The organism is Microcoleus sp. B7-D4, from assembly GCF_036705125.1.
Classification (GTDB): domain Bacteria; phylum Cyanobacteriota; class Cyanobacteriia; order Cyanobacteriales; family Microcoleaceae; genus Microcoleus.
The window spans coordinates 14,621-41,618 of the sequence record NZ_JAUBTT010000049.1 but is presented as its reverse complement, the minus strand read 5'-3'; the positions used below and the strand labels follow the sequence as shown (position 1 = coordinate 41,618).

Sequence of the window (26,998 nt, the reverse complement as noted above, 5' to 3'; positions counted from 1 at the left end):
ATTTCTTTGTCTTTAACAGCGATTTCTAATTTGTGTCTTTGCTTTAATTCTCTAATTTTTGCTTCACACTTTTGTTTCAGCCGAGCCAGTTCTTCCTCATTTGACATAAACTAAAAAGAAATTTATTCTGGCTTGTTGTCTTGGCTGGAATTAATCACGATCGGATTTTTAGCTAACTTGACAGTCAGTTCTCTCAAAAAAGCTATTTCCTCACGATACGTCTCTATTTGAGCATCTTTTGCTTTAAGTTCGGCTTGATATCTTTCTTCGACTGCTTTTATAGAAAGTTGGTAGTATTTTAACAATTGATCTATAACTAATTGAAACAGTCCAGGTGAGTGAGGCAACTGATTAATATTAGTGGTAAGTTTGCTGCTGATTTCATCTAACTGCAATAATGCAGAATCATCGAAACTTTCCTCAGTGAAATTTAAGTTGCTATTACTCATATTGATACGCTCATAGCTTGGATTTCCGCTGTTACCAGAGTTTGACTAAAATTATAGCATTACTCACTTTGTCAGGAAGGGCGATCCTCTTCGAGGGCTGCGCTAACGGCAGGATCGGGCAACTCCTCGATCGTGTTCGCTGTTGTACCGTCATTATCTCCTAAACTTAATGATCCCGAACCGGTAGCGTTAATCGTTCCGCCTGAAATGTCAGCTTTGCGACTTTGGTCGATGTTATCGCTTGCGACTTTATTCTCTGCTGTAGATTGATTGTTAATGTTAATTATAGGGTTCGATGGCTGAGGCACGGTTGAAGGATTTATCAAATATTGACTAAACACTCCTTTCACAAAGTCTTGAAAGACACGGTAGTAATGTCTTTCTATTGCAATAATTTCATCTTTAGCTTTTAATCGCTCGGCTTGCCTTTGAGCTTCCAGCCTTGCTTGATAACCTTCGTCCCAATTCTGCTCGATTTTTGCCTTATCCGTTCCTTCGGGAACATTTAAAGTCAGTAAAACATCGTCTCCTTTTTTTTCAAATGCTTGAATTGAATCCGGCGTAATGTCGGGAAATTCTTGCATTAACTTTTGGAAAGCTGCGGTAAAAGCTTCGGGTTAATCCCATCTTTGAGCAGGATTTGCATCGTTGTCATAATCTTTTTATATAGTTTCTCGAAATCCCCCGGTTCAAAACACTTGGTAACATGGTGAGGGCGACGTTCGCGATCGTCAGTTCTCGGTTTGGCGTTTTCCAGAAGATAAACAAACCGACAGTCAACGCGATCGAGCTTTGTATTAGCGTCAATGTTCCAAGCTTCCAAACAAGCACCTGTAAAATAAGCGGCTGTAAAATCTGTTGCTAAGGCTTGAGTTTCAGTCAGGTTTGCGAATTGCAAATCAGCTTGATGCAAAGTTGCTTGGCTGAGGTTAGCCTGCTTAAGCTTAGCCTCGTTAAGATTAGCGTTTGTCAAGTTTGCTCCTTGGAGATTCGCCTGCTTGAGATTAGCCTTGTTGAGATTAGCGTTTGTCAAGTTTGCTCCTTGGAGATTCGCACCAACATAGGGTTTTTTGTAGCCGTTTCCAGCGATGAGTAATTCTCGGATGGAGGTATCAGCTAATATCGAATTACCGACTCGCGCGCGATCGAGTTTTTCTGTATTGCGGAAGCAAGTGCGAGTGAGATTGGCTGTTCTAAAATCTGTACTTTTGAGAGTTGCCTCAGTGAAATTGGCATCAGTTAAATCGACATTGCGAAAGCTAGTGCCACCTGTAGCGGCAAAGGAAATGGCGATCGTGCGAATCAATGCGTGTTTCTCATCCCCAGCCAGGACACGCCAAGCAATGTAAATACCTAGTCCTGTCGCTGCCACTGCCACTGCCACTACCCCTGCCACTGCCACTGCCACTGCCCCTTTCCATGTCCCTGCCACTAGCGCTGCCCCTGCCCCTGCCCCTGCCACTGCCCCTGCCCCTGCCACTGCCCCTGCCCCTGCCCCTGCCACTGCCCCTGCCCCTGCCACTGCCCCTGCCCCTGCCACTGCCACTGCCCCTGCCGCTGCCCCTAACGCCGCCCCTAACGCCACCCCTAACGCTGCCCCTAACCCTGCCACCCCTAACGCTACCCCTAACGCTGCCACCCCTAACGCTTCCACTGCCCCTGCCCCTGCCACTGCCCCTGCCACTGCCCCTGCCCCTGCCCCTGCCACTGCCCCTGCCACTGCCACTGCCACTGCCCCTCCCCCTAGACCTTGGCGGATAGTAGCTCTAAAGAAGATTGCCCAAACTATCAACACAGGCACACCGAAAATAATGATGAACTGTTTGATGTTATCTGGAGTGAAAAGAAGTGCTACCCAACAACTAGCAAAGCCTGAAATCAATCCCGATATTACTGATAGAAATAGCGAGATAGTTACGAGAAAAATTGTCCAGCGACGTTGCAGTCCAGCTTTGGCACGGGTGAAGTCAGCTTCTCTGAGGATGGCATTGGTGAAGTTTGCGCCTCGGATGTCTGCACCGATGAATTTTGCACCTGTGAGGTTTTGACCTTTGAAATTGCGGCCTCGGAGATTTTTACCGGAGAAGTCTTTGGGCATGACTTTACGCAGGGAGATAGTGGCTATTTTTTCATTGCGATGCTGTAGCGATGGCCCTGACAAAAATTTTACGGAATTGGATAAAAATCTAGCACAAAGGCAGGGATAGTTACAACCACTGACTTAGATACTTTTATTCATAGCTAATGTAAGTTCCTAAAAATTCTAGTTGATTCATCATTTCCTCCGCAGGCTTGCTACCAATCAAATTCAACAAACCGCGCAACTGTTCCCCTACAGAGTAACTTTGTCGCGGTGCAACAATAATGCCCGCATGACTCCCACCTACCGCGAGAAAGCTCCCGTGCAATCGACAGAAATCTCGACTATTAAAAGTATAAATAACTCGACCTTGCTCTGTTGCCCATATCAGTTGTTCCTCATCTATACGCCCTAAATTATTGGCATCTGAGACAGTCACCACATCAACCCCATTCTCTCGCAGGGCTTGCACGAATGCTTTTCTAAGCGTATCCTCATCCAAATATAAACGAATCAGGCTCATTAAAGATTCCCCGCCCTGTATTCGGCTTCCAAAAGCTGATATTCAGCTAATTCGGCGGCTAAATCTGCCTCAATTTCATCGCGGTTAGCATGATAGTAAGATAGCGCCGCATAAACCTGTGCTAAATCTAAATAGGGAATCTCTTGGAGTATTTCTTCTACACTCAGTCCTTGTTTATTCCAAACGGCAATTTGAGCAATAGAAATTCTGGTTCCCGCAATTCGGGGCCGCCCTCCACAGGTTTCAGGCGTACTGACAACCAGCGTGCCAATGTCGATCGCAGTTGTTGACATACTTACCTCTTAATAAAAACTCAAACCCGCCAAAATATCCTGTTGCGTCAGATTTAGTTACTGTTCTCAATTCTAACATCAGAAAATAGCGATCGCCCCCCAGCTTCTCCTTTCGGACGATCGCACTTATGGCATCAACCAACAGCAAACTCCGTAAATTTTCGTTTATAGGGATTGTGAAACCCTAAAACAATATCGCTTTTAGGAATTCCTGCTGCTAGTAAATCATCAACGACACACAAATCTGTCCAATCTTCTTCAACCCAAATTTTGCCATCTTTAATACGAAGATACATCGTAATGTGGCAGATCCGTTTTTTTTCCTCCCAACCAGAGCGAAACCACAGATATTGATCTCGTTTTTCGTCAAAGGCAAGGCGGCTGTCTGTCTCTAATTCATCTAGCGCCATCCCTCCTTTGACGCCGAGTTCATAATATTCAGTCAATATTTTTTCGATCGTACTCCGATAGTATTTTAGTTGATCCATTGCAGGATTTCCTCCTTTTCCATTTCAACTACCATTAACAAAAGCTTATTTTCCTTACTAATTAATTGTATAGACTTGCGTTTAAAAAAGTTTTGGTAGACAACATCGTCAATTGCTAAATAGAGCTTGTATTCTGGCTCTGTGAGTTGAATGAGATTTCTGTAGACCATATATTGACCGAGTGCGCCGTGAAAATCATACATTAGCGATCGCCCAACAAAGCTCTTAATTTCAACAACTATCTTTTGTCCCTGACGTTGTGCTGCAATCGGCTTTTCTGCTGCTAAATCAGCATATAACTCGGCATCCTCATATTTAATAAAGTATGGATCGGCCGTAATTGTCCAACCGTCTTTGAGTAAGGCATTTTTAACTTCGTTGTGGTAGATATCTTTAGCTGGCATAAATTAACTTGAGTTTTCAGCTACTTAAATTATAGTCAGGCTGACAAGCATATTCCCAAACTTGGCGATCGAGTACAGTAGGTAATCCCATCCTATAATATCCTAATTCACTTTAATTCAATCCCCCCACAGCCAGCACTCGCCTCAAGTCCCATCAGGGGCGTACCCGGAGTCATTTTGGGTATCTTTTCGCCGATCGCACCTCATCGTGCAATAATGATATGACTTGCACAAAAACTCTATTAGTAGGTAAATCTTGCCTACCTTACCGCTACATATAGCGTCTCAACTGTCAACCCGTGCAAGTTACCAATTAAACCGGCTGTTGCACTACACAAATTTTTCCTAATGGCTGAAGTCCCCCTAAATCCCGCAGAACTTGCAGAAGCCCTCAACGGCTTTACCGATATCAATTTCCAATTGCCAGACCCCGAAGACGAACAAATACCCGACTTTGATTTTGAAAATCAGGTTGACAATGCCTGGAAAGTGTGCGATCGCTTCGACTTGCAAACCGACATTTGGCGGGGACGCATTCTCCGAACAGTCCGAGACAGAGAAAAAAAAGGCGGCGAAGGACGCGGCACAGGGTTTTTGAACTGGCTCAAAGAAAGAGAAATTGGCAAAAGTCAAGCCTATTCTTTGATAGAATTAGCTAATAGTGCTGATACTCTGATCCAGCAAGGAGATTTAGACCCAAATTCCATTAGAAACTTCAGCAAAAGAGCCTTTGTAGAAACCGCCAAAGCATCTCCCGAAGTCCAGCAAATGGTAACAGATGCAGCAGCAAATGGCGATCGCATCACCCGCCGCGAAGTCAAACAACTATCCGACGAATGGATGGCAATGAACTCAGAATTATTGCCCGAAGAAGTCAAAGAAAAAGCATCTACCGGTTCTCTACCTTCCCGCTACCTCGCTCCTTTAGTCAAAGAAATGGAGAAACTGTCCCCATCTCACCAAAGCGAAATTCAAAAAGAAGTAGCAGAAAATCCCGACGTAGATACTGTCAAACAGCTAACATCCGACGCCAAGAACTTATCAAAATATCTCGACGCCGCTGCCCAAGTGCAAGCTCTCAATCAGTCTCACTTAGACATGGAAATGGCCTTAGAAGAATCTTTGCGAGTAGGCTGTTTGGGAACCACCGCCGACGTTGTAAAACAAGCCGCACAGCTAGAACAAACAGTAGTCAAACTCTACACAATTTGGAAGCGTTTAGGCAGTTTGGCAGATAGATTATACGTGGATACAGGAGCAAGCACACCGAATTTGCGGTTGCTTTTGGGATGCTTGGACAGTCTTTCGGGAGAAAAGATTGAAGTGGATTTCGGAGACGGAGAACGCTCTATTCGCTTGCAAATTTTCAGCGAATAGCTCAACCTTGACCGCAGATAAAAGCCAACATCCAGGCTCATTATCTGCGTCGAACCCTGTTCATCTGCGGTTAAAATTTCTAAGTTTTTTCCAAAGATATCAGGGATGCAAATAACGCCGATATTTGGTAACTATTTCTTTCCCCAACAGCACTACGCTAATCCAAAAACAAACTTCCGCCCCAACAGCCAGAACGAAAGATAAAGTAGTTTTTTGGGTAATGTCCAGCGGCAGGAATGGCACAACAAAAAAGACTGCCAACCACGGTAGAAAAGATACGATAAATAAAAACAAACCGAGCTTTTGCATAGATTCACATAATACAGCTTTGATATCCCCTTTATCTGTTAGTCCGCTTGGAGTTGACTTCACACCAATGTCAGCAACAGGCAAGATGCCTGTTCCACAAGAACATTTAGTATTTGTGGAACAGGCATCTTGCCTGTTCTGGAGAATGGTTCAACAAATGACTACAAACTTAATTGCCAAGCATCTCAAACTCAATTCTTAATCCCCGTTGCCGCAATCCCCCGAATAAACTGCCGCTGACCGGCCAAAAACAGCAACACCACCGGTACAGTTCCAATTACCACCGCCGCCATCAACAACTGCCAACTGCTAGTAAACTGTTCCTGAAACTCAGCCAAAGCTAACTGCACAGTCCGCAACTCCGGCCGCGTCGTAAACACCAGCGGCTTAAATAAATCATTCCACTCCCCGATAAACGTAAACAAAAACAGCGTCACCAAAGCAGGGCGGGCCAAAGGTAACATCACCTGCCACAAAACCTGCCAGCGGTTAGCCCCATCCAGCATTGCCGCCTCCTCCAACTCCACGGGAACAGTCATAAAATACTGGCGCAGCAGAAAAATCCCAAAACCGTTAGCAGCCGTCGGCAAAATCAGCGCCCCGTAAGTATTCAGCAGATGGCCCCACTTCAAAACCAAGAAAATCGGAATCACCAAAAGCTGAAACGGAATTACCAGCGTCGCCAAAACCCCCAAAACTAGGGCCTGTCGCCCCCGAAACTTCAGTCTGGCCAAAGCATAACCGGCCAAAGCAGAAGTCACAACCTGAAAACCCGTCACTGCGATCGCCACTAGAGTAGAATTAAGGAATGCCAACAAAAAATTGCCCCGTCGCCAAGCCTCCTGATAGTTCGCAAAAGTCAAGCCTGTGGCCTTGACACCCACACCAGAGGGTGATAAAGAAACCAAAAATACAGCAGCCAGCGGCAGCAGCACCAGCGCAGCACCCGCCAGCAAGCAAATAAAACTCAGCAGTTCCAGCGCTTGAGACCTGTCAAAGGATTTACCCATAAATTTGTGAATTAACCTAAAATAATAAGCCTGTGAGGTTCTCCAACCCGATCACCTCCCAGAGGATTCCCATACAACATAATATGTGGTAGAGGGAAAGAAGGAGTACCCAGCGAGGAAGTTGTGGTTAGGATATAATGTTAGAGATAGATTTGGTACTGTAAAACCTTTAAAGGTGGAGACATAGACCGTATTTCTATCATCTATTTCCGGGCAAAAGATCGACTAACGACTAATTCCAGTAATTAGTAAATAGATAGCATTCTAGCGATAGTCTTTCTGGAGTGTTCGAGGGCAAAAGTCCGGCCAACACGCTGAGGACGCCAGTTTTTCCCGGATAGTCAAAGAAAAGTTCTTTGTCGAAAGAATCCTCAGCTATAATCTGTGATTTAGATGGGGTGCGTTCAAAATAGGTAAAGTGTACTGTCACTGACCCCCCATTTTAAAGGGGTTTCCAAACATCCCGCAAGCTTATATAAGGAGACTAGATATCTATGCCCCAGCTTGAGGCCAGCCCAACAATTGACTTTCAAACCGAAACTTACAAAGATGCTTACAGCCGCATCAACGCCATTGTGATTGAAGGCGAACAAGAAGCTCACGACAATTACCTGACACTGGCCGAACTGTTGGCTGACAAAAAAGCAGAGTTAATTGGCTTGTCCAAGATGGAGAACCGCCACATGAAAGGCTTCCAAGCTTGTGGCCGGAATCTTAAAGTCACGCCCGACATGGCATTTGCCAAGCAGTTCTTTTCGGAATTGCACAAAAACTTCCAGACGGCAGCGGCCCAAGGTCAGATTGTAACTTGCTTGTTGATTCAATCGCTAATTATCGAGTGTTTTGCGATCGCAGCTTACAACATCTACATCCCCGTCGCCGATGACTTTGCTCGCAAAATCACCGAAGGCGTCGTCAAAGAAGAATACAGCCACCTCAACTTTGGGGAAGTCTGGCTGCAAGCTCACTTTGAGGAATCCAAAGCGGAACTAGAAGCCGCCAACCGCCAAAACCTCCCCATCATCTGGAAGCTGCTAAACGCTGTCGCAGACGATGCCCGCGTCTTGGGAATGGAAAAAGACGCTTTAATCGAAGACTTTATGATTGCCTACGGCGAAGCTCTAGGCAACATAGGCTTTAACAACCGCGATATCATGCGGATGTCAGCACAAGGCCTCGCAGCCTAGTTAATTGGGAAATAAGGAATGGGAAAAAAATTAAAAATTAAAAATTAAAAATGGGATAACTCATTTTAAAATATAAATTTTTAATCTTCCCATCTTCCATCTTCCATCTTCCATCTTCCATCTTCCACCTTCCATCTTCCTTCATTTGACAACTTAATGTTTGGTCTAATCGGTCACTTAACCAGCTTAGAACACGCCCAATCAGTAGCTAACGAGCTGGGCTATCCAGAATATGCCGATCAAGGTCTCGATTTTTGGTGCAGCGCACCGCCTCAAATAGTTGATCAGATCACGGTAACAAGCATCACTGGACAAAAAATAGAAGGGCGCTATGTGGAGTCCTGTTTTCTGCCAGAAATGCTAGCCACTCGCCGGATTAAAGCAGCCACTCGCAAAATCCTTAATGCGATGGCACACGCTCAAAAAAACGGGATTAACATCACTGCTTTAGGCGGCTTTTCTTCGATCATTTTTGAGACTTTCAACTTGCAGCAAATTAAGCAAATTCGCAATCTCAAGTTGGAGTTTGAACGCTTCACCACTGGTAACACTCACACGGCTTACATCCTGTGTCGCCAAGTAGAAGAAGCAGCCCCTAAATTGGGGATTGAACTTTCAAAAGCCACTGTAGCCGTTTGTGGTGCTACTGGCGATATTGGCAGTGCTGTGTGTCGCTGGCTCAATGTTAAAACAAATGTAGCAGAATTGTTGCTCATTGCCCGCGACAAAGAACGATTACAAGATTTGCAATCGGAATTGGGCCGAGGCAAAATTATGGACTTGGAAGAAGCCCTCCCCCAAGCCGATATTGTAGTCTGGGTAGCCAGTATGCCCAAGGGAGTAGAAATTGACCCTAAGACATTGAAGCAACCATGTTTATTGATTGACGGTGGCTATCCGAAAAATCTGGCAACTCAGGTTCAGCATCCCGAAATTTACGTACTCAATGGCGGGATTGTGGAGCATTCCCTCGATATTGAGTGGAAAATTATGAAGATTGTCAATATGGATGTACCGGGCCGACAGTTGTTTGCCTGTTTTGCCGAATCAATGCTGCTGGAATTTGAAAAATTGTATACCAATTTTTCTTGGGGACGGAACCAAATTACTGTGGAGAAGATGGAGCAAATCGGTCTGATTTCTGTCAAACACGGTTTCCGACCTTTATTAATGTCAGTTTGATGTTAACAGTTGACAGTTGACAGTTGACTGTTGACTGTTGACTGTTGACTGTTGATAGTTGGGGGGAAGTAAGAGAGAGGGTATGGGTTCTTCCGTATTTAGTGTGCCAAACTATTAGTTTAAGTAGTTAAGCTGTTCTGCCTTTAAATTGTATGTCAAAAAAATTTAAAGTCTTGTGGGGAGTAGGGGTTGGGCGTCCCGCCCGCCCTGAATATACAGTTTAAATGCGCGACAGCTTAAAACCCAAGCTAGGTATAAATCGAACGAAAGAATTGCTCTAAATCAACTAAAGTAAGACCGGAAATCCTTGCTGTGTAAAAACTTAGGCCATTAATTTTACATAAATTAGCACAGTAAGTACGGAAGACCCAGGGTATGCGCTTTAACCTATTATATTAAAAAGTGAAACGAAGCTGGAACCCCAGGTTTTTAAGCACGGTACGAAGCACATCACAATTTAAAATTCAAAACTTCCCATTTTTCCCTCTTTTTCAGCATCCCCTGACAGGGTAGGATCTCGAAAGAGTCGATCGACAAAACCTGACAAAACCTTCCTTATAGAAATTATCCGCGTGCCAAACCCAGACCGTAAACCCTTACTCTTAGATTTTGAAAAGCCCCTGGCCGAACTCGAAACCCGAATTCACCAGATTCGAGAACTCGCCGCAGAAAACAGCGTCGATGTCACCGACGAAATTCGCAAACTAGAAGCGCGTTCCGCCCAACTGCGACAAGAAATTTTCAGCAGCTTGTCCCCCATGCAGCGGCTGCAACTTGCCCGTCACCCGCGCCGCCCCAGCACCCTCGATTACATTCAGGCAATTAGCGACGAGTGGATCGAGCTTCACGGCGATCGGCGCGGCGGAGACGACCCGGCCCTCGTCGGCGGAATTGCCCGCATAGACGGGCGTCCCACAGTCATCATCGGCCATCAAAAAGGACGCGACACAAAAGACAATATCGCCCGCAACTTCGGCATGGCTGCTCCCGGCGGCTACCGCAAAGCCCTGCGGTTGATGGAACACGCCGATCGCTTCGGAATGCCAATTTTCACATTTATCGACACTCCCGGAGCTTGGGCGGGCTTAGAAGCAGAACAGCTCGGACAGGGAGAGGCGATCGCCTGTAACCTCCGAGAAATGTTTCGCCTCGACGTTCCCATTATTTGCACCGTCATCGGCGAAGGCGGTTCCGGCGGCGCTTTGGGTATCGGTGTCGGCGAGCGGCTGTTGATGCTGGAACATTCCGTCTACACCGTCGCCACCCCCGAAGCTTGCGCGGCCATTCTCTGGAAAGACTCTGGTAAAGCTAACTTGGCCGCAGAAGCTCTCAAAATCACTTCCTGGGATTTGAAAAACCTCGGCATTCTCGATCAAATAGTACCAGAGCCGATCGGCGGCGCTCACTCGAATCCCCTCAAAGCTGCGTCCATACTCAAACAAGCTTTGTTAGAAAACTTAGCAGAACTAACACAGCTTACCGGTCAGCAGCGACGCGATATCCGGTATCAAAAGTTTCGCCACATCGGTGTATTTACTGAAATTTCGGCTTGAGCCGATCGATTCAGAGTGATCAGTTATGAGTTAAAAATTCTTAACTTTAAACTCATAACTCACAGCTCATTATTCTGCGGATCTGTCAGCAGTGTTATAATTTCTCAGGTGACACCGGCTTAACAGTTCTTAATGTTCATCTCATAATTAACTGTTATCACCCGCAGCAGACAGTTGTCTAATTTGCCTCAGAAGGCTGCAACGCTGTAGGGAGTTGCCGACCGAAAGTATTAGGACACTGAATGAACCATCCAACAACAAAGCAGGCTCTGATTACCGGAGCCAGCAGCGGTATTGGCAAAGCGACGGCTCTAGCGTTCGCCGCCGAGGGCATAAATCTGGCCTTAGTTAGCCGAGAGTCGGAAAACTTAGAAGCCGTTGCCGCAGCAGCCCGAGAAGTCGGAGTGAAAGCAGAAGCTTATCCCTTAGACTTGGCAAAAATTGAGCAAGTGCAAAGCAGCATCAGCGCGATCGCATCTCAATTGGGTTCCGTAGATATCCTAGTCAACAGCGCTGGCATGGGCTACACCGGCTCCTTAACGGAAACGTCCCTAGCCGACTGGCAGAACGTTCTAGACCTCAATCTTACTAGCGTTTGGCAGTGCATTCTAGGAGTTTTGCCCTCCATGCGCGATCGCGGATCGGGAATCATCATCAACGTTTCCTCGATCGCTGGCACCCAAGCCTTCCCCAACTGGGGAGCCTACTGCGTCAGTAAATTCGGTCTCATGGCTTTGTCTAAAACCTTAGCCGCCGAAGAACGGGTTCACGGAATTCGCGTAACAGCAATCTGTCCGGGTTCTGTCAATACTCCCATGTGGGACACAGACACCGTGGACGCCGACTTCGATCGCACCGCCATGTTAACCCCAGAAATCGTCGCCCAATCAATTCTGCACGCAGTTCAGTTGCCAGCAAGTGCAGTAATTGAAGAAATCACGCTCATGTCCAACGCAGGAGTTTTGTGAACTTGAGATTTTAGACTGCTGGATTTTTCTCGAATTCAACAATCTTTGAATCTCTAGCTATATCCCCCAATCAAAAATCGAAAATCGATTCACCCTCACACCAACTTGTTATGACAATTGCATCTTCCGCCGATTCCAATGGCTCGATTTCAATCTCGACTGACAGCATGAAACTGTTACAAACCGCAGAGAACAACTCCCCGCGCATCCCCACTCGACCCGATCGCAATTCCTCCCACGGCCAAGAATCCAGCGTGCCCATAGCTTCAGAAGTAGGCCTGGAAGAAATGATGGAGGCCGTTCGGACAATGCTGCTGGGAGTAGGAGAAGACCCCGAACGCGAAGGATTGCTCAAAACCCCAAAACGGGTAGCAGAAGCAATGCGGTTTCTCACCAGTGGTTACAGTCAATCCCTCGAAGAACTCCTCAACGGCGCTATCTTTGACGAAGGTCACAACGAAATGGTACTGGTGCGAGACATCAGCGTATTCAGTATGTGCGAACACCATATGCTGCCGTTTATGGGCCGAGTTCACATTGCTTACATTCCCAACCAAAAAGTAGTGGGATTGAGCAAATTAGCCCGAATTGCCGAGATGTACAGCCGCCGATTGCAGGTGCAAGAACGTTTGACGCGCCAAATTGCCGAAGCAGTTCAGACAATATTGGAACCGAAGGGAGTAGCTGTAGTCATGGAAGCCAGTCATATGTGCATGACGATGCGGGGTGTGCAAAAACCCGGTGCTTGGACGGTTACGAGTGCCATGTTGGGCGTGTTTCAAGAGGAACAGAAAACTCGCGAAGAATTCCTGAATTTGATCCGCCACCAACCGGCATTCTTTTAGTCAGTTGACAGTTGACAGTTGGCATTTGGCATTTGGCAGTTAACAGTAATTAGTAGGTTGGGTTGAGAGACGAACCTTCCGTTTCACGCCGCCCAACATAATCTATCAAGCAAGGCTAACGACAGCCAACAGTCAGCAGCCAACTGTCAATAGTCAATCGATTTTAGATTTTAGATTTTAGATTAAAGATTAAAGATTTGAGAATTGAAGCATTGACCCCACGGATAAATACGTTCGGCAAGTTTCATCGGATACAGGTTTTTTATTTCTGGATCCTGAGTCTGCTTTCGGAATGAATCACGTGGCGGGTATCCTGGATGCTTTCGGTCAATAGCCAGAGTAAAGGCTGTGGAAGCAATTCCAAAATCTAAAATCTAAAATCTAAAATCTAAAATCGGATGACGATCGACTGATAAACCCATAAAATAGACGGGTGACTCATGACTTGTGACTATGAATCCTATCAAATTCGGTACAGATGGCTGGCGCGGCATCATTGCTGACGATTTTACCTTCGATCGCGTAGCGTTAGTCGCCCCCCTAGCGGCACAAGTTCTTGCACAAACCGGCGGCAGCGATGGCAGCAGCGGTACCGTAATTGTCGGTTACGACCGCCGATTTCTGGCTGAAGAATTTGCCTTCACAGCGGCTGTTGCCGTCCAAAACGCAGGATTTGACGTGCTGCTGAGCGAATCCTACGCCCCCACTCCAGCTTTCAGTTTAGCTGCCAAACAATTAAATGCTTTGGGTGCGATCGTCCTGACCGCCAGCCATAATCCCGGTGCATATTTAGGGTTAAAAGTCAAGGGCGGATTTGGCGGTTCAGTTTCCCCCGAAGTTACTCAACAGATAGAAGCAAAACTCGAAAATCCGGCGGCAATTTCAGCAACTCCCGGCAAATTGGATAATTTCAATCCTTGGCCAGCTTACTGCAAAACCTTGCGGGAAATGGTAGATATTGAGGCGATTAAAGAAGCGATCGCCAGCGGTAAAATTACAGTATTTGTAGATGTAATGCACGGTGCCGCCGCCGGAGGACTAGCTCAAATTTTAGAAGAAACAGTGCACGAAGTCAACAGCGATCGAGATCCGCTGTTTGGCGGCGGTGCACCGGAACCTTTGCCGCGCTACCTGTCGCAGTTATTTCGGGTGATGCGTACTCACCAGCGAAAAAGCTCTGGTTTGTCCATCGGATTTGTATTTGACGGAGATAGCGATCGAATTGCAGCCGTTGACTCTAGCGGCAACTTCCTCAGTTCACAAATCCTAGTTCCCATCTTAATCGAACATTTAGCAAAACGGCGCGGGTTGACCGGGGAAGTCATCAAAACAGTCAGCGGTTCAGACATAATTCCCAAAATTGCCAAGCTGTACGACTTGCAGTTATTTGAAACGCCGATCGGTTACAAGTATATAGCCGATCGAATGTTAACCACCCAAGTCTTAGTCGGCGGCGAAGAATCGGGAGGAATTGGCTACGGTACACACATCCCCGAACGAGATGCTTTACTGTCAGCGCTGTACTTATTAGAAGCCGTGGTCAAATCCGGGGAAGACTTAAGCGAAATTTACAGCCGACTGCAACAAGAAACAAGCTTTACCTCAGCTTATGACAGAATCGACTTACACCTAGCCAACATGGAAGAAAGGTCGCGTTTGCTGTCGCTGCTGCAAAATCAACCCTTAACAGAAATCGCCGGCAAAGCAGTTGTAGATTGCAACAAAGTTGACGGATATAAATTCCGTTTAGCCGACGGAAGTTGGCTGTTAATTCGGTTTAGCGGAACCGAACCCGTCTTGCGGCTGTATTCAGAAGCGGCGACATTGAAAGAAGTTATGCAAAACTTAAACTGGGCGAAAGCTTGGGCGCATAATTAATCGGATTTTTTAACCGCAGATAAACGCAGACAAACGCCGATAAATTGATATTAAATCTCTCTTTCTCCGTGTCCTCTGCGCCCTCTGCGGTTAAAAAAAGTATTGCCATAGCAATCCTCCCATCAATTGTGAACTCTTTCTCTTCCCTTCTCTTCTTCGCGTTCTTCGCGTCTTCGCGGTTCGTTAAAAAATCTTAGTCACAATGAAATACTATTGCTATATCAGGTAAATTTTAGGATAAAAGCAAATGGCTTACAGCGATTTCAGCCTTGCGAGAGTCAAAAAAGATTTTGGATTAACCTTAGATGAAACTTGCAATTTATTTGCAGACACAAAACCAGTTTCACCCTCAGAAATTTTAACAACAATCCTGATTGATTATGTACCGCTAGCAACTTTTATTTCCACAGAAAAAGCGCGGTCAGAATTTTTGATTGCCCCGATATTAGCAGAAGTTCGGCGATTGTTAAACAAACGAGTTTCTCTTTTTTCCGGTAAGGATTTTACTGTAGATCCAGAAAGAGGCTTGCAAGGATTTTGCGACTATATTATTAGCGGTTCTTCAGAACAATTGTTCATCAGTGCTCCGGTTATAACAATTTTTGAGGCAAAAAAGGAAGATATCATTGGCGGTTTGGGTCAATGCGTCGCCGCAATGGTAGCGGCCCAATGTTTCAATCACAACCAAGACACTGAGGTCGATCGCATTTACGGCGCGGTGACGACGGGTACTAACTGGAAATTCTTGATTTTGGAGGAAACTACTGTTTATATCGATCCGATTGAATACTATATTCAAGATGTTGATAAGATTTTGGGAATTTTGTTGCAACCATTTCCCCAATATGTTTGTTAATATGGAGCCGTAAGTTTTAAGAGAAATAATGACCGATCGCAAATTGCTAGTTGTAGCTACGGGCAATCCGGGTAAACTCAAGGAAATGCAAGTTTATCTTCAGGATTTGGGATGGGAATTGGAGATCAAACCGGAAGAGTTGGAAATCGAGGAAACAGGCGAAACTTTTATTGCTAATGCTTGCTTGAAGGCCTCTGAAGTGGCAAAAGCAACGGGCAAATGGTCGATCGGCGATGATTCTGGTTTAATGGTAGATGCACTCGACGGTCAACCTGGGATTTACTCGGCACGCTACGGGAAAACCGATGCTGACAGGATATCTCGACTTCTCAAAGAATTGGGAAGCGAACAAAACCGGGAAGCACAATTTGTTTGCGCGATCGCGATCGCCCGTCCCGACGGTACAATTGCCTTGCAAGTAGAAGGAATTTGCCGAGGCGAAATCCTCCACACTCCTCGCGGTACGGGAGGTTTCGGATATGACCCCATTTTCTACGTACCTGCACAGCAACAGACTTTTGCCGAAATGACACCGGATATCAAGCGATCGCACTCTCACCGCGGCCGAGCCTTCCACGCTCTTATACCACAAATGGCCAACCTTGTCAACCCCTAATGAGGAAAAAAGCTAAAAAATGGGGTTACTGTGGCATTGGATATTGACACTTAGGTATCCAAACTAAACAGGAAAGAGGTTTTTCGTTGGCAATGATTAGTTACCGATGACCAATTACCAATGCCCAATGCCCAATGCCCAATGCCCAATGCCCCAGTATCTTAGATTGCCTCCAAGTTCTTTTCCCCAGTCCGAATCCGAATAATTTGTTCTACAGGAGAGATGAAAATCTTGCCGTCGCCAATCTCGCCCGTGCGGGAAGCCGCGATAATTTTATCAACCACCATGTCAACCTGATCGTTTTCCACAACAATCTCGACCTTGAGCTTTTGCAAGAACTCAACGGTGTACTCAGAACCGCGATAGCGTTCTGTCATGCCCTTCTGACGGCCAAAACCTCTAACTTCAGAAACAGTCATCCCCACAATACCAGCATTGACGAGTGCGATTTTCACTTCGTCTAGTTTAAAGGGGCGAATAATAGCTTCAACCTTTTTCAAGTTTCTCACTCCTAACAGTTAGTACCTTCGTTATATTACTTAAGCGGCGTGACATCTTTTAAGATCACGGCCAACAGCAAGTATTTTGTCAAGTATATTACCCTATCTTGTACTCGCGATGAAATGCACGCCAACCTTTAACAATATTCTCGGATTTGCCGGGGGCGCGGGATCTCGGCTCCGGCCGATCGCGGTAGAGTTAAGAAGACTGCAGCAGCCGTCCCCCGCCGATCTGCTAAAACAGAAAAAGAACCTAGGAGACAGGAGTTTTCCGAGTTTCCGCTTTGCTATGTGAGATTTGCACGTATTGCTGAAAACTATAATTGCCAGAGGCGGTCAGTTAAACTATTCCTATGCACCCAGCCAGCCCTCCCCCTGACCGCAGCGGGCTTGATGCCCTACTGAGAAATCGCCCCTTCCTCGCCTTGTGGACGGGCCAGTTATTGGCCCAAGTGGCGGATAAAATCTTTTACGTATTGCTGATTATTCTGCTGAAAACAGGCGACTACCGACCCTGGCCTGTTTCTTGGCAACATTCGGAAAATTCTATGCTGTCAGCGGTGATGATCGCCTACACGGTGCCGGCGATCGTCTTTGGTTCCGCAGCCGGTATCGTCGTAGACCGCTTTTCTAAAAAGCAAATGCTGATTGCCTGCAACGTGATTCGAGCCGCGTTGATTGTAGCTTTGCCGTTTTTGCCCAAAGCTTTTGTCGTTTTGTTGACGATGACGTTTTTGGTCTCTACCGTAACGCAATTTTTTGCTCCCGCAGAAGCGGCAGCCGTCCCCCTGACCGTAGGGCGAGAGGGACTGATGTCGGCAAATGCGCTGTTCGCCTCGTCCACAATGGGCGGGATTATTGTCGGGATGACGATCGGCGAACCGCTGTTTAGTTGGGTAAAACACAGCTTCGGATCAGCTTCTCAAGAGTTTTTGCTCGGCGGGTTGTACCTGATATCAGCAGGTTTGATCTATACCATGCGGATCAAAGAAGCTCATGCCGGCAGCAGTGGCAAAAACGTCCATCCTTGGCAAGACCTTAAGGAAGGTTTGCGGTATTTGAAACACAATCACCTTGTCAGCAACGCGATGGTGCAGTTGACGATTTTGTATTCCGTGTTTGCGGCGCTTCAGGTGCTGGCGATCGCGCTTTCAGGCAAAATAGGTCTCAAAGAAACTCAATTTGGCTTTTTGCTCGCTGCTGCGGGAATTGGAATGGTCTTCGGCGCAGCCTTTTTGGGACACTGGGGTCATCGAATGCACCACAAACCTCTGCCTTTAATTGGTTTCTTGATGATGGGTTTTGTATTAGCAATGTTTGCCTTTACTCGACAGTTATGGGTGGGATTCGGATTGAGCGCTCTGTTCGGTTTTGGTGCTTCCTTAATTAACGGCCCGATGCAAGCTCTGATTCAAGAAAAAACTCCCGAATCTATGCGGGGCAAAGTCTTTGGATTTGAAAACAATGCGATTAATATTGCTCTGAGCCTGCCTTTAGCGATTACTGGCCCGCTGACTGATGCTGTCAGCCAAGCCGTCGGCTCGAATGACAAGGGCTTGCGGATCGTGTTGCTGAGTTTGGGCTTTTTGGTCTCGGTGATGGGCATGGCAGCTTGGAAACATACTCGCAAAGTCTTGCAGGATGTTCTCTGAATTTAGTCAACAGTCATCAGTCATCAGTTATTGGTCATCAGTCAACGATCTTTAGAGACTTCCCAAATGAAAGTTCAATCTGTTGAGCTAAAGTATTTCAAGAAATTTCGGACTCCTCCGGTATTTGATTTCACCGATCCAGAAACTGGGTTGGCACGAAATCTGATTGTTCTAATTGGCATGAACGGCTCTGGCAAAACAAGTCTTTTACAAGCGATCGCAGCAACATTAGGTACGGCTACCGGACGATTACAAAAAATCCCTGACTTAGAATGGGCAGGATTTAACTATGAATTGCTAGGAAACAACTGGGGAAAATTTCAACCTGAAGTCACTTTACAGGTACAGTTTTCCTCCCAAGAACTTCAAGCAGTTGCAGAGTTTTACCAAAAATTACAAGGGATGGGACACAATTTAAGAGTTCCTCCGGCACAAAAACATAGTGTGAAACTCAGATGGCGATCGCCATCTGAGCTAGTCGTAGCGGATACGGCTGCTGTATTATTTCAATTTAAAGGACGAGAATACGCTAAACGACTGCTTCGTTCTGAAGGCTTTCAGGCGTTTCAGCGAGTTGGCAGCGTTCTTTGGTACACCGAGCAAAGAACTGCAACCAGCCTAACGACAGAAGATCCCGAAAGCCGACAAGAAATTACTGAGGATATTTTGCGCGATCGGCTATCAAAATGGCGGCAGTTTCATCAAGATGTCGAAACAGGTAGAATTCAGCAACTGCGACCGGGACAAAAAGACTTGTATGCTGAAATTGAACGAGCTTACAAAGCAGTTTTTCCCGAACGCAGCTTTGAAGGCCCCGTCCCGCGCGAGAATATAGATGATATCCTGAGCGAACCTTGGTTTTATCTTTACGACGGCAGAAATCAGTATGAAATTTCTGAGATGTCTGGAGGCGAACGAGCTGTCTTTCCCATCCTCATGGATTTTGCCAATTGGAACATTCATAATTCGCTCATCTTGATTGATGAAATTGAATTGCACCTCCACCCACCAATGCAGCAGGCATTCCTTAGATCCTTGACTAAGCTAGGCAATAATAATCAGTTTATAATTACAACCCACTCTGATTATGTGGAGCAATTAGTGCCTGAAGCACACATTATCAGGCTAGAGGTGTAATTGTGAGTGTTGTCAGTAGCAAAATTATTTTCTGCGAAGGAAAGCAAAGAAGTTTGGATACCCAACTGCTGCAGCGGGTTTTAGAAACACTACCAGCAGAGCGGCCTACAATTGTCCCCTGTGGCAGTAAATTTAGCTTTTCTTTATTTGCACAGGGTTATTTTTCCCGTCAAGAAATTGGCAGTCCAAAATATCTCGTTTTCCGAGATCGAGACTTCGATGCCAAGCCTTCAGAAGAGGTAGGACTGATTCAATTAGGCAGTCAATCCGTTTGGTTAACGCATCGAGCTTGCATTGAGAACTATTTCCTAGATCCTGACTTGATTCATGATTATTGGCGAGAAAAATATATCGAGAAACAGAACTATCCCAATACAAAATGGGCACATAAAGACTCTCCAGGTATCGATAGGATTGCACAATGGATTGAAAATGCTGCAAAGAGCTTGCAAGACTACCAAGCTGTACGCTGGGCTTTAGGCGAGCTGTTGGTCTCAAGTTCAACGAGAACGCAGCTCAAGACAACTTGGACTGATGGTAGCGGTCAGCTTCCCCCGTCTTTAGCGCTAGTAGATTGTCGAACTGAAGCTATAGGACTAATTAACCAATTTAGACAAGCTGTCGAAACAGTTACACTAGATGGATTTGAAGCAAGCCTAGCTAGTTATCACCAGCAATTTAGTCAATCAGAATTTTGGTCGCAGAAACAGTATGTAATCTGGTTTCACGGGAAAGATATTCAAAAACAAATGCAAAAGCAAGAATCTCAATATATCTCTCTAAAAAATTTTTTTAATTGGGCTGCCAATAAATTGGACATCGATCGACATCTCGATCTCAGGGAGTTACGAAGTAAGATTGAGCAGCTATAACTGTCGATGTGACTGTTGAGGATGCGGAATGCGGGTTAGATGCGTGACGGTAGCGTATTTCCAGCTCAGCCCTATGGGGTTCTCCCGCGATCGGAATCTCCCCTGTCCCCCTCTCGGGTTCTAAAACTTCCATGCCCCTAGCCGATGTCTTATTCTCAAGTGTTGAGAAAAATATCAACACTGCAACTTTTAAAGCTTCAATATTGAGAAAGAAGTAAAATGAAAGCATTAATCGTAAATTATAATTAGTTTAAGGAAGGAAATTCTGTGCAACTAAAAACTAAAGTGACCATCAGACGTGCAACTGGTGGATTTGCTCTGATTGACAGCTTGATCCGCCACGGCGTCAAGCATATTTTTGGTTATCCCGGCGGCGCAATTCTGCCGCTTTACGACGAACTCTACCGCGCTGAAGAAACTGGCGCTATCAAACATATTCTGGTGCGGCACGAGCAAGGCGCGGCTCACGCGGCTGACGGATACGCCCGCGCTACCGGAAAAGTTGGGGTGTGTTTCGCTACTTCCGGGCCCGGCGCCACTAATTTGGTAACGGGGATTGCGACGGCCCACATGGATTCGATCCCGATGGTAATTATTACCGGTCAGGTGCCCCGTCCGGCGATCGGCACTGATGCGTTTCAGGAAACAGATATTTACGGGATTACCCTGCCAATTGTCAAGCATTCCTATGTAGTGCGCGATCCCAGAGATATGGCGCGAATTGTGGCAGAAGCTTTCCACATCGCGAGTACAGGAAGGCCGGGGCCGGTGTTGATTGACGTGCCCAAGGATGTGGGTTTAGAAGAATTTGACTATCTGCCCGTGGAACCCGGATCGGTGAGAATTCCGGGCTACAGGCCCACGGTGAAGGGAAATCCCCGGCAAATTAATCAAGCAATCTATTTGCTGCAGGAAGCAAAGCGTCCTTTGCTTTATGTGGGCGGCGGGGCGATCGCGGCGGGGGCCCACGAGGAAATTAAGGAACTCGCCGAACTTTTCCAATTGCCGGTCACGACAACGCTGATGGGCAAAGGTTCCTTTGACGAAAACCATCCTTTGTCTGTGAAAATGTTGGGGATGCACGGCACTGCTTACGCTAATTTTGCCGTTACCGAGTGCGATTTGCTGATTGCTGTGGGGGCGAGGTTTGACGATCGCGTGACCGGCAAATTAGACGAGTTTGCCGCCCGCGCTAAGGTGATTCACATCGATATCGATCCGGCGGAAGTAGGCAAAAATCGCGGCCCTGATGTGCCAATTGTCGGAGATGTCCGCCAAGTTTTGCTCGATTTGCTGCGCCGCTGTCGGGAAACTGGAGTTTCGGGGAAGACCGGACAGACTGCAGAATGGCTGCACAGGATCGATCGCTGGAAACAGGACTATCCGTTAGTTGTGCCTCATTACCCAGACATTTTGGCTCCGCAAGAGGTGATTTCCGAGTTGGCTACTCAAGCGCCGGATGCTTACTACACAACAGATGTCGGTCAACATCAAATGTGGTCGGCTCAATTCTTGAACAACGGGCCGCGCCGCTGGATTTCTAGCGCTGGTTTGGGAACGATGGGTTTCGGGGTGCCAGCGGCGATGGGGGCGAAAATGGCCCTACCCGATGAGCAAGTGATTTGTATTGCTGGCGATGCTAGCGTGCAAATGAATATTCAAGAGCTGGGAACACTAACACAATACGGCATTAATGTCAAGATTGTTATTGTAAATAACGGCTGGCAGGGAATGGTGCGGCAGTGGCAGCAGGCGTTCTACGGGGAGCGTTATTCCTCGTCGAATATGACTGTGGGGATGCCGGATTTTGTGATGCTGGCTGAAGCTTATGGCGTGAAGGGGATGCTGGTTTCGCAACCGGAGGAACTCAAAGATGCGATCGCTCAAATGCTCGCTCACGACGGCCCGGTGCTGATGAACGTCAAGGTGACGAGGGATGAAAACTGCTATCCGATGGTAGTTCCAGGTAAGAGCAACGCTCAAATGGTTGGTTTGCCCGATCGTAGCAAGTTGCAATCTGCGGAGTTGATTTATTGTCCGAGTTGCGGCGCGAAGAATGTTTCGACCAATAAGTTTTGTCCTGAGTGCGGGACAAAAGTTTAACGAGTTTTGAGTGGGGACTTAGGCAGTGCCTATTAGTCTCAACTTAAGGTCAAACGTAGTCATGGACTGCTGTTTATCGTCGAGGCCAGATCCCCCCTAGCCCCCCTTAAGAAGGGGGGAACCGGAGCGCTCTCAAAGTCAACCCCTACTCCCCTTATTAAGGGGGATTTAGGGGGATCTGGCCTCGGATAAAAGCGAGAGAGACAAGCGCTCTCAAAGTCCCCCTTATTAAGGGGGATTTAGGGGGATCTGGCCTCGGATAAAAGCGAGAGATATCAAAGGTTTCAGACTTAAGTTGACACATATCGGCAATGCCGTCTCTTTACCAGGCTCTGCTGTTTCACATTGAAAACCATCTCCGCTGGCATCGCATCGAGAGCTTTAATGTGTAATCTCTAAGCATATTTTATGAGCCAGTGTCTAAACCCTGATTGCCTATTCCAAAACCCGTCTGGCTATACAAAATTCTGTCAAAAATGTGGGAATAAACTGCTATTGGGCGATCGCTACGGAGCCCAAAAAATTATTGGACAAGGGGGATTTGGGCGCACTTTTTTAGCCGTTGACGAGTATAAACCATCTAAACCTCCCTGTGTTATTAAACAATTTTACCCGCAATTTCAAGACCCTTCTAGTATCCAGAAAGCTGCTGAGTTATTTGAGCTTGAAGCAGTACGCCTAGAACAGTTGGGTAAACATTCTCAAATTCCCGACTTATTAGCATATTTTAGTCAAGATGGACGGCAGTATTTAGTCCAAGAATTCATCGACGGTGAAAATTTAGCCGAAGCACTAGAATCTAAGGGATATTTTAGCGAAACCCAGATTCGCGACTTGCTTAATAATTTATTGCCAGTATTTGAGTTCATTCATTCCCGCCAAGTAATTCACCGAGATATCAAGCCAGAAAATATTATTCTCAGACAAGATGGGCAACTGGTTTTAGTTGACTTTGGAGCCGCGAAATATGCGACACAAACGGCTCTAGGGCTAACGGGAACGAGAATCGGGACGGCTGGATATATGGCACCAGAACAAGCCAACGGTAAACCGATTCATGCGAGTGATATTTATAGTCTGGGTGTGACTTGTCTGTGTCTGTTAACTGAGGTTGAACCGATTGATTTATTCGATGATAGCGAGTTTGAGTGGGTGTGGCGAGAACACTTAAAAACATCTGTCAGTTCGGAACTGGGTCAGATTTTAGATAAAATGATACAACCTGCTATTAAAAAACGTTATCAATCTGCTACTGAAGTTTTGCAGGCTCTTGCTTCTCAATCACCTCAATTATCAGCTCAAACACCTCCACCAGCAACGCCACCAGACTCGCTTACATCAGCGCGGGGTGTTGACTATACTCGTCTGCGGGATTTATTAGCAGCAGGAAAGTGGAAAGAGGCGGATCAGGAAACAATAAAGGTAATGCTGAAAGCTGCGAGACGGGAGAAGGAAGATTATTTTGATACGGGTTCAATTGATAATTTTCCTGGCGATGATTTGCGGACGATCGACCAATTGTGGGTAAAATATAGTCAGGGTCGCTTTGGTTTTAGCGTCCAGAAAAAAATTTGGTTGGAAGTGGGCGGCAAAGTTGATTGGGATACTGAATGCAAGCTAGGCGATCGCGTCGGTTGGCGAAAGAGGAAAAAGGGGAGGAAAGATTGGTTGGAGTACGATGATTTAACCTTTAATCTGCAAGCACCAGAGGGCCATCTCCCTAGGCAACTGTGTGGGTGGTGGGGTGGGTTCCGGGGTTTGGGTGTGAAGTGGCGTTATGGTTCTGCTCTCGCATCGAGAGCTGTAAGCTGTAATCTATAGCGATTTCAGCCCTTTGTTAAGCATTTTTTTAAGGACTTTTTTCTACGAAGTTATAGGTTTTTCGTCATTTCAGTACCTGCTAGTTACATTAATAATAAATGCCAACAAAAGTCAGAGATATCATTAAACAACTAGAGGCAGACGGTTGGTATCTCGCTAGAACACGAGGGAGTCACCGCCAGTACAAACATCCTAGCAAATCCGGTTTAGTTACAGTTCCCGGTAAACTCTCTGACGATTTGGCTCCTGGTACATCCAATAATATTCTCAAACAAGCTCTCTTGAGAGAAGTCAAAGAGCAAGAAGAACCTAACGAAGTCGAAACCAATCATAAAGATGAGGATCTCAACTAATGCGTTATGCCATTGTGATTGAAAAAACACCCAATAATTATTCAGCATATCCACCAGATTTACCCGGATGTGCAGCCACAGGCGCTACCCTTGCGGAAGTACAGCAGAAAATTAAAGAAGCGATCGAATTTCACTTAGAAGGATTGCGAGAAGAAGGTTTACCGATTCCCGAACCAACTACGATATGTGACTATGTAGAAGCACGGTAGTAGGGCAAAATATTTCATAAATTAAGCACAAATAGAAGCTGATTTAGGCGCAAAACAAGCAGCGCAATAAATCCGAGGACAAAAGTCCCCACTACAAACATTTTGTAGTTCGCAGTGAGGACTTTAGTCCTGACAAAATCCGAGGACTAAAGTCTTCACTACAAACATTTTTTATTAAGAGTAATTGACCCGATATAATATCAGAAATAAGTATGAAAATCCAATAAAGTTTGTGGTTTACTCAAAATAGGAAAATTCGCGGGAGTGGCAAATGAACCTTTATTTGGGAATAGATTTCGGCACCACGGGCGCGCGATCGACTGTCATAGACTCCCAGGGTACAATACATTGTGAGACTGAATATACTTTTGCCAACAACGGGCAACAACAGCCTGAATTGCCCTCGGTGTGGCAAAATGCGCTGTGGGATTCGATCGAGCAAATTCCCCCAACAATCCGCAATCAGGTAAGGGCGATCGCCCTTGACGGCACATCTTCCACTGTCATGCTGTGCGATACCAACGGTATACCCGTATGCGAGCCGATTTTATACAATGATGCGCGCGGTGCAGCGGTGACAGAGAGGTTGCGGGCGATCGCGCCGGATAACCACACAGTATTGAGCGCTACATCCAGTCTGGCCAAACTCCTGTGGTGGCAGGAGGGCGGGCACGGCTGGTGGCAGGAGGGCGGGCACGGCTGGTGGCAGGAGGGCGGGCACGGGGGCACCGCCCCTACGGTTTTCCTGCATCAAGCTGACTGGCTGGCCTTTCTGCTGCACGGGAAATTAGGCATTAGCGACTATCACAATGCTTTGAAACTCGGTTTCGATGTTGATACTTTGTGCTATCCGAATTGGCTGATAGAGGGAATTGCGGGCGCTGCAACTCCTGAATTGCCACAAGTTGTCGCACCGGGCACGCCTGTGGGGGAAGTGAGAGCTCAAGTGCGCGATCGCTTTGGTTTTCCCCGCGATTGTATGATTTGTGCTGGTACAACCGATAGCATTGCAGCATTTTTAGCAAGCGGTGTCAATTTACCAGGGGAAGCAGTAACTTCTCTCGGTTCTACACTAGCAGTCAAACTGTTAAGTCATACCCGCGTAGATGATTCTAGATACGGGATTTACAGTCATCGTTTCCCCCCCTTTTGTAGGGGCGGTGCCCCCGTGCCCGCCCTGGCAGGCGATTTGTGGTTGGTTGGAGGTGCTTCTAATACCGGAGGTGCAGTGCTGCGGCATTTTTTTACTGATGTTGAGTTGGACAATTATAGCACACAAATTGATCCAGAACAAGAGAGTTTGCTGGATTATTACCCATTGTTGAAAAAGGGCGATCGCTTTCCGATTAATGACCCGAATTTGCCGCCCCGACTCGAACCGCGTCCCACTGATTCAGTGGAATTTCTGCACGGTTTGCTAGAAAGCATAGCGCGGATTGAAGCGCGGGGATATCAATTATTGCAAGAATTGGGTGCAACTCCTTTGACAAAAGTTTATACTGCTGGCGGCGGTGCAAAAAATGCGGTTTGGACTGCGATTAGAAAGCGTTATTTAAAAGTGCCTGTAGTAACGCCAATTCATACTGCGGCTGCTTATGGAAGTGCGTTATTGGCGAAGCATGGAATGCAAATTTAAAGGTAGTAAATTTGGACTGATATCGCTATCGATTAAAACTAAAATGAGAGGAAGTAAACATTCTAATATATTGTGTTAAGTTGTTATCCCTAAAAATTAAGGACAATGGCAAAGCTACCTGATGACATCCTGAACACAATTTTCACATTGCAGCGGCGGCTAGTGGAACTCCTCAACGAGACAACCGCTACAGAATACATTTTAATGCAGCAGTTTGGCGAGACAGAAGCGACACTCCCCGAACTAGAATCCCTGGATAATGTTAAGGAAAGGTTGAGAAACCCTTACAATCGTTTGTACAGGCTTTTGCAGCAGGTAGCAGAATCTCAACCCGCTGCGACTGCGGATACGTTAAACTTTCTGTATAGAACGATAGAACAAACAGAGGCGGCTGTCGATGCCTCAGAAGCAACTATCCGAGAAATCAAAATGGATTGGAATTTGCCATGAATCAACAACCTAGAATCCCCGACGCTGAAACCAGAAAGCGACACGTTGAAAAGATGCGTGAAGTCTGCCAACAGCTTGACGCTTTGACTCTAAACCTGGATGAATTAATCGCCATATTTGAAGCTGACAACCGCCGCCAGCGTCGAGAACGTTTGGCGGGTAAATACAGGCGTGTGGAATCTCAGGTAGTCGAATAAGATATGAGATGTTGCATCATTGTTAATAAGTCTTTTATGAACAGGCTTTT

At 46.3% G+C, this 26,998-nt stretch carries 31 protein-coding genes; 19 read left to right on the top strand and 12 right to left on the bottom strand.

Going from position 1 to position 26,998, the window contains the following annotated elements; genetic code table 11:
* Positions 1–122: 122 nt before the first annotated feature.
* The 8 genes from QUB12_RS19970 to QUB12_RS19935 all read right to left on the bottom strand — a co-directional run bounded on the left by QUB12_RS19970 (position 123) and on the right by QUB12_RS19935 (position 4,237).
* The gene (locus QUB12_RS19970) at positions 123–449 is read right to left on the bottom strand and encodes a hypothetical protein (protein WP_333073777.1); all 327 of its coding nucleotides are present in this window, start codon (positions 447–449) and stop codon (positions 123–125) included.
* Positions 450–520: 71 nt separating this feature from the next.
* Positions 521–1,033, bottom strand: coding sequence for a hypothetical protein (locus QUB12_RS19965; RefSeq protein ID WP_333308120.1), 513 nt, complete (start codon positions 1,031–1,033; stop codon positions 521–523).
* Positions 1,033–2,547: a pentapeptide repeat-containing protein gene (locus QUB12_RS19960; RefSeq protein ID WP_333308118.1), complete on the bottom strand. Its 1,515-nt coding sequence runs from the start codon at positions 2,545–2,547 to the stop codon at positions 1,033–1,035. The genes QUB12_RS19965 and QUB12_RS19960 overlap by 1 nt, the downstream gene beginning before the upstream one ends.
* Positions 2,548–2,680: 133 nt before the next feature.
* Entirely contained in the window at positions 2,681–3,052 is a 372-nt protein-coding gene (locus tag QUB12_RS19955) for a DUF5615 family PIN-like protein (protein WP_333308116.1), read from the bottom strand.
* Positions 3,052–3,345 carry a DUF433 domain-containing protein gene (locus QUB12_RS19950; protein ID WP_333308114.1) on the bottom strand — a complete coding sequence of 98 codons (294 nt, stop codon included), beginning with the start codon at positions 3,343–3,345 and terminating at the stop codon, positions 3,052–3,054. The genes QUB12_RS19955 and QUB12_RS19950 overlap by 1 nt, the downstream gene beginning before the upstream one ends.
* Positions 3,296–3,487 carry a hypothetical protein gene (locus tag QUB12_RS19945; protein WP_333308112.1) on the bottom strand — a complete coding sequence of 64 codons (192 nt, stop codon included), beginning with the start codon at positions 3,485–3,487 and terminating at the stop codon, positions 3,296–3,298. Before QUB12_RS19945 ends, QUB12_RS19950 begins: the two co-directional genes overlap by 50 nt.
* Positions 3,480–3,833: a XisI protein gene (locus QUB12_RS19940; RefSeq protein ID WP_333308111.1), complete on the bottom strand. Its 354-nt coding sequence runs from the start codon at positions 3,831–3,833 to the stop codon at positions 3,480–3,482. Before QUB12_RS19940 ends, QUB12_RS19945 begins: the two co-directional genes overlap by 8 nt.
* Positions 3,821–4,237 carry a XisH family protein gene (locus QUB12_RS19935; protein WP_333308109.1) on the bottom strand — a complete coding sequence of 139 codons (417 nt, stop codon included), beginning with the start codon at positions 4,235–4,237 and terminating at the stop codon, positions 3,821–3,823. The genes QUB12_RS19940 and QUB12_RS19935 overlap by 13 nt, the downstream gene beginning before the upstream one ends.
* 348 nt (positions 4,238–4,585) lie before the next feature.
* On the opposite strand from QUB12_RS19935, the gene QUB12_RS19930 reads away from it, so the two are divergent.
* On the top strand, positions 4,586–5,614 hold the full coding sequence (locus QUB12_RS19930; RefSeq protein ID WP_333308107.1) for a hypothetical protein: 1,029 nt from the start codon (positions 4,586–4,588) through the stop codon (positions 5,612–5,614).
* A gap of 99 nt (positions 5,615–5,713) precedes the next feature.
* Here the strand turns inward: QUB12_RS19930 and QUB12_RS19925 are convergent, their stop codons facing one another.
* The 3 genes from QUB12_RS19925 to QUB12_RS19915 all read right to left on the bottom strand — a co-directional run bounded on the left by QUB12_RS19925 (position 5,714) and on the right by QUB12_RS19915 (position 7,363).
* Positions 5,714–5,923, bottom strand: a complete 210-nt coding sequence (locus QUB12_RS19925) for a transporter suffix domain-containing protein (protein WP_333308133.1) — start codon at positions 5,921–5,923, stop codon at positions 5,714–5,716.
* Between the two features lie 191 nt (positions 5,924–6,114).
* Positions 6,115–6,933 (bottom strand): carbohydrate ABC transporter permease, encoded by an 819-nt coding sequence (locus QUB12_RS19920; RefSeq protein WP_333138726.1) that lies wholly within the window; start codon positions 6,931–6,933, stop codon positions 6,115–6,117.
* A gap of 232 nt (positions 6,934–7,165) precedes the next feature.
* Positions 7,166–7,363 (bottom strand): hypothetical protein, encoded by a 198-nt coding sequence (locus tag QUB12_RS19915; protein ID WP_333308105.1) that lies wholly within the window; start codon positions 7,361–7,363, stop codon positions 7,166–7,168.
* A gap of 64 nt (positions 7,364–7,427) precedes the next feature.
* On the opposite strand from QUB12_RS19915, the gene QUB12_RS19910 reads away from it, so the two are divergent.
* The 8 genes from QUB12_RS19910 to rdgB all read left to right on the top strand — a co-directional run bounded on the left by QUB12_RS19910 (position 7,428) and on the right by rdgB (position 16,018).
* The gene (locus tag QUB12_RS19910; RefSeq protein ID WP_333045307.1) at positions 7,428–8,120 is read left to right on the top strand and encodes an aldehyde oxygenase (deformylating); all 693 of its coding nucleotides are present in this window, start codon (positions 7,428–7,430) and stop codon (positions 8,118–8,120) included.
* Between the two features lie 156 nt (positions 8,121–8,276).
* Positions 8,277–9,302 carry a long-chain acyl-[acyl-carrier-protein] reductase gene (locus QUB12_RS19905; protein WP_333138722.1) on the top strand — a complete coding sequence of 342 codons (1,026 nt, stop codon included), beginning with the start codon at positions 8,277–8,279 and terminating at the stop codon, positions 9,300–9,302.
* 572 nt (positions 9,303–9,874) lie between these two features.
* A complete protein-coding gene (gene accA / locus QUB12_RS19900; RefSeq protein ID WP_333308103.1) occupies positions 9,875–10,855 on the top strand; it encodes an acetyl-CoA carboxylase carboxyl transferase subunit alpha in 981 nt (326 codons plus the stop codon).
* A gap of 242 nt (positions 10,856–11,097) precedes the next feature.
* The gene (locus QUB12_RS19895; RefSeq protein WP_333308102.1) at positions 11,098–11,823 is read left to right on the top strand and encodes an SDR family oxidoreductase; all 726 of its coding nucleotides are present in this window, start codon (positions 11,098–11,100) and stop codon (positions 11,821–11,823) included.
* A gap of 110 nt (positions 11,824–11,933) precedes the next feature.
* Positions 11,934–12,668: a GTP cyclohydrolase I FolE gene (gene folE / locus QUB12_RS19890; RefSeq protein WP_333138715.1), complete on the top strand. Its 735-nt coding sequence runs from the start codon at positions 11,934–11,936 to the stop codon at positions 12,666–12,668.
* A gap of 453 nt (positions 12,669–13,121) precedes the next feature.
* Positions 13,122–14,546, top strand: a complete 1,425-nt coding sequence (locus QUB12_RS19885) for a phosphoglucomutase/phosphomannomutase family protein (RefSeq protein WP_333308101.1) — start codon at positions 13,122–13,124, stop codon at positions 14,544–14,546.
* Between the two features lie 247 nt (positions 14,547–14,793).
* Positions 14,794–15,402, top strand: a complete 609-nt coding sequence (locus QUB12_RS19880; protein ID WP_333308099.1) for a hypothetical protein — start codon at positions 14,794–14,796, stop codon at positions 15,400–15,402.
* A gap of 28 nt (positions 15,403–15,430) precedes the next feature.
* Positions 15,431–16,018, top strand: a complete 588-nt coding sequence (rdgB, locus tag QUB12_RS19875; RefSeq protein ID WP_333138709.1) for an RdgB/HAM1 family non-canonical purine NTP pyrophosphatase — start codon at positions 15,431–15,433, stop codon at positions 16,016–16,018.
* 161 nt (positions 16,019–16,179) lie between these two features.
* Here rdgB and QUB12_RS19870 read toward each other — a convergent pair whose 3' ends face one another.
* Entirely contained in the window at positions 16,180–16,518 is a 339-nt protein-coding gene (locus QUB12_RS19870) for a P-II family nitrogen regulator (RefSeq protein WP_006633346.1), read from the bottom strand.
* 353 nt (positions 16,519–16,871) lie between these two features.
* Between QUB12_RS19870 and QUB12_RS19865 the strand changes: the two genes are divergently transcribed.
* From QUB12_RS19865 to QUB12_RS19820, 10 genes are all read left to right on the top strand, one after another.
* Positions 16,872–18,170: an MFS transporter gene (locus QUB12_RS19865; RefSeq protein WP_333138707.1), complete on the top strand. Its 1,299-nt coding sequence runs from the start codon at positions 16,872–16,874 to the stop codon at positions 18,168–18,170.
* Positions 18,171–18,236: 66 nt separating this feature from the next.
* On the top strand, positions 18,237–19,307 hold the full coding sequence (locus QUB12_RS19860; protein WP_333138705.1) for an ATP-binding protein: 1,071 nt from the start codon (positions 18,237–18,239) through the stop codon (positions 19,305–19,307).
* Positions 19,308–19,309: 2 nt separating this feature from the next.
* Positions 19,310–20,179, top strand: coding sequence for a hypothetical protein (locus QUB12_RS19855; protein ID WP_333138703.1), 870 nt, complete (start codon positions 19,310–19,312; stop codon positions 20,177–20,179).
* A 267-nt stretch (positions 20,180–20,446) separates the two neighbouring features.
* On the top strand, positions 20,447–22,282 hold the full coding sequence (gene ilvB, locus QUB12_RS19850) for a biosynthetic-type acetolactate synthase large subunit (RefSeq protein WP_333308097.1): 1,836 nt from the start codon (positions 20,447–20,449) through the stop codon (positions 22,280–22,282).
* Positions 22,283–22,690: 408 nt separating this feature from the next.
* Positions 22,691–24,103: a serine/threonine-protein kinase gene (locus QUB12_RS19845; RefSeq protein ID WP_333308095.1), complete on the top strand. Its 1,413-nt coding sequence runs from the start codon at positions 22,691–22,693 to the stop codon at positions 24,101–24,103.
* 98 nt (positions 24,104–24,201) lie between these two features.
* Complete coding sequence (locus tag QUB12_RS19840; protein WP_333308094.1) at positions 24,202–24,456, top strand: type II toxin-antitoxin system HicA family toxin; 255 nt, start codon at positions 24,202–24,204, stop codon at positions 24,454–24,456.
* Entirely contained in the window at positions 24,456–24,665 is a 210-nt protein-coding gene (locus QUB12_RS19835) for a type II toxin-antitoxin system HicB family antitoxin (protein WP_333308092.1), read from the top strand. Before QUB12_RS19840 ends, QUB12_RS19835 begins: the two co-directional genes overlap by 1 nt.
* A 271-nt stretch (positions 24,666–24,936) precedes the next feature.
* Positions 24,937–26,301 carry an FGGY-family carbohydrate kinase gene (locus QUB12_RS19830; protein WP_333308091.1) on the top strand — a complete coding sequence of 455 codons (1,365 nt, stop codon included), beginning with the start codon at positions 24,937–24,939 and terminating at the stop codon, positions 26,299–26,301.
* 105 nt (positions 26,302–26,406) lie between these two features.
* On the top strand, positions 26,407–26,751 hold the full coding sequence (locus QUB12_RS19825) for a hypothetical protein (protein ID WP_333138694.1): 345 nt from the start codon (positions 26,407–26,409) through the stop codon (positions 26,749–26,751).
* Positions 26,748–26,948, top strand: coding sequence for a hypothetical protein (locus QUB12_RS19820; protein ID WP_015174854.1), 201 nt, complete (start codon positions 26,748–26,750; stop codon positions 26,946–26,948). The genes QUB12_RS19825 and QUB12_RS19820 overlap by 4 nt, the downstream gene beginning before the upstream one ends.
* Positions 26,949–26,998 lie beyond the last annotated feature (50 nt).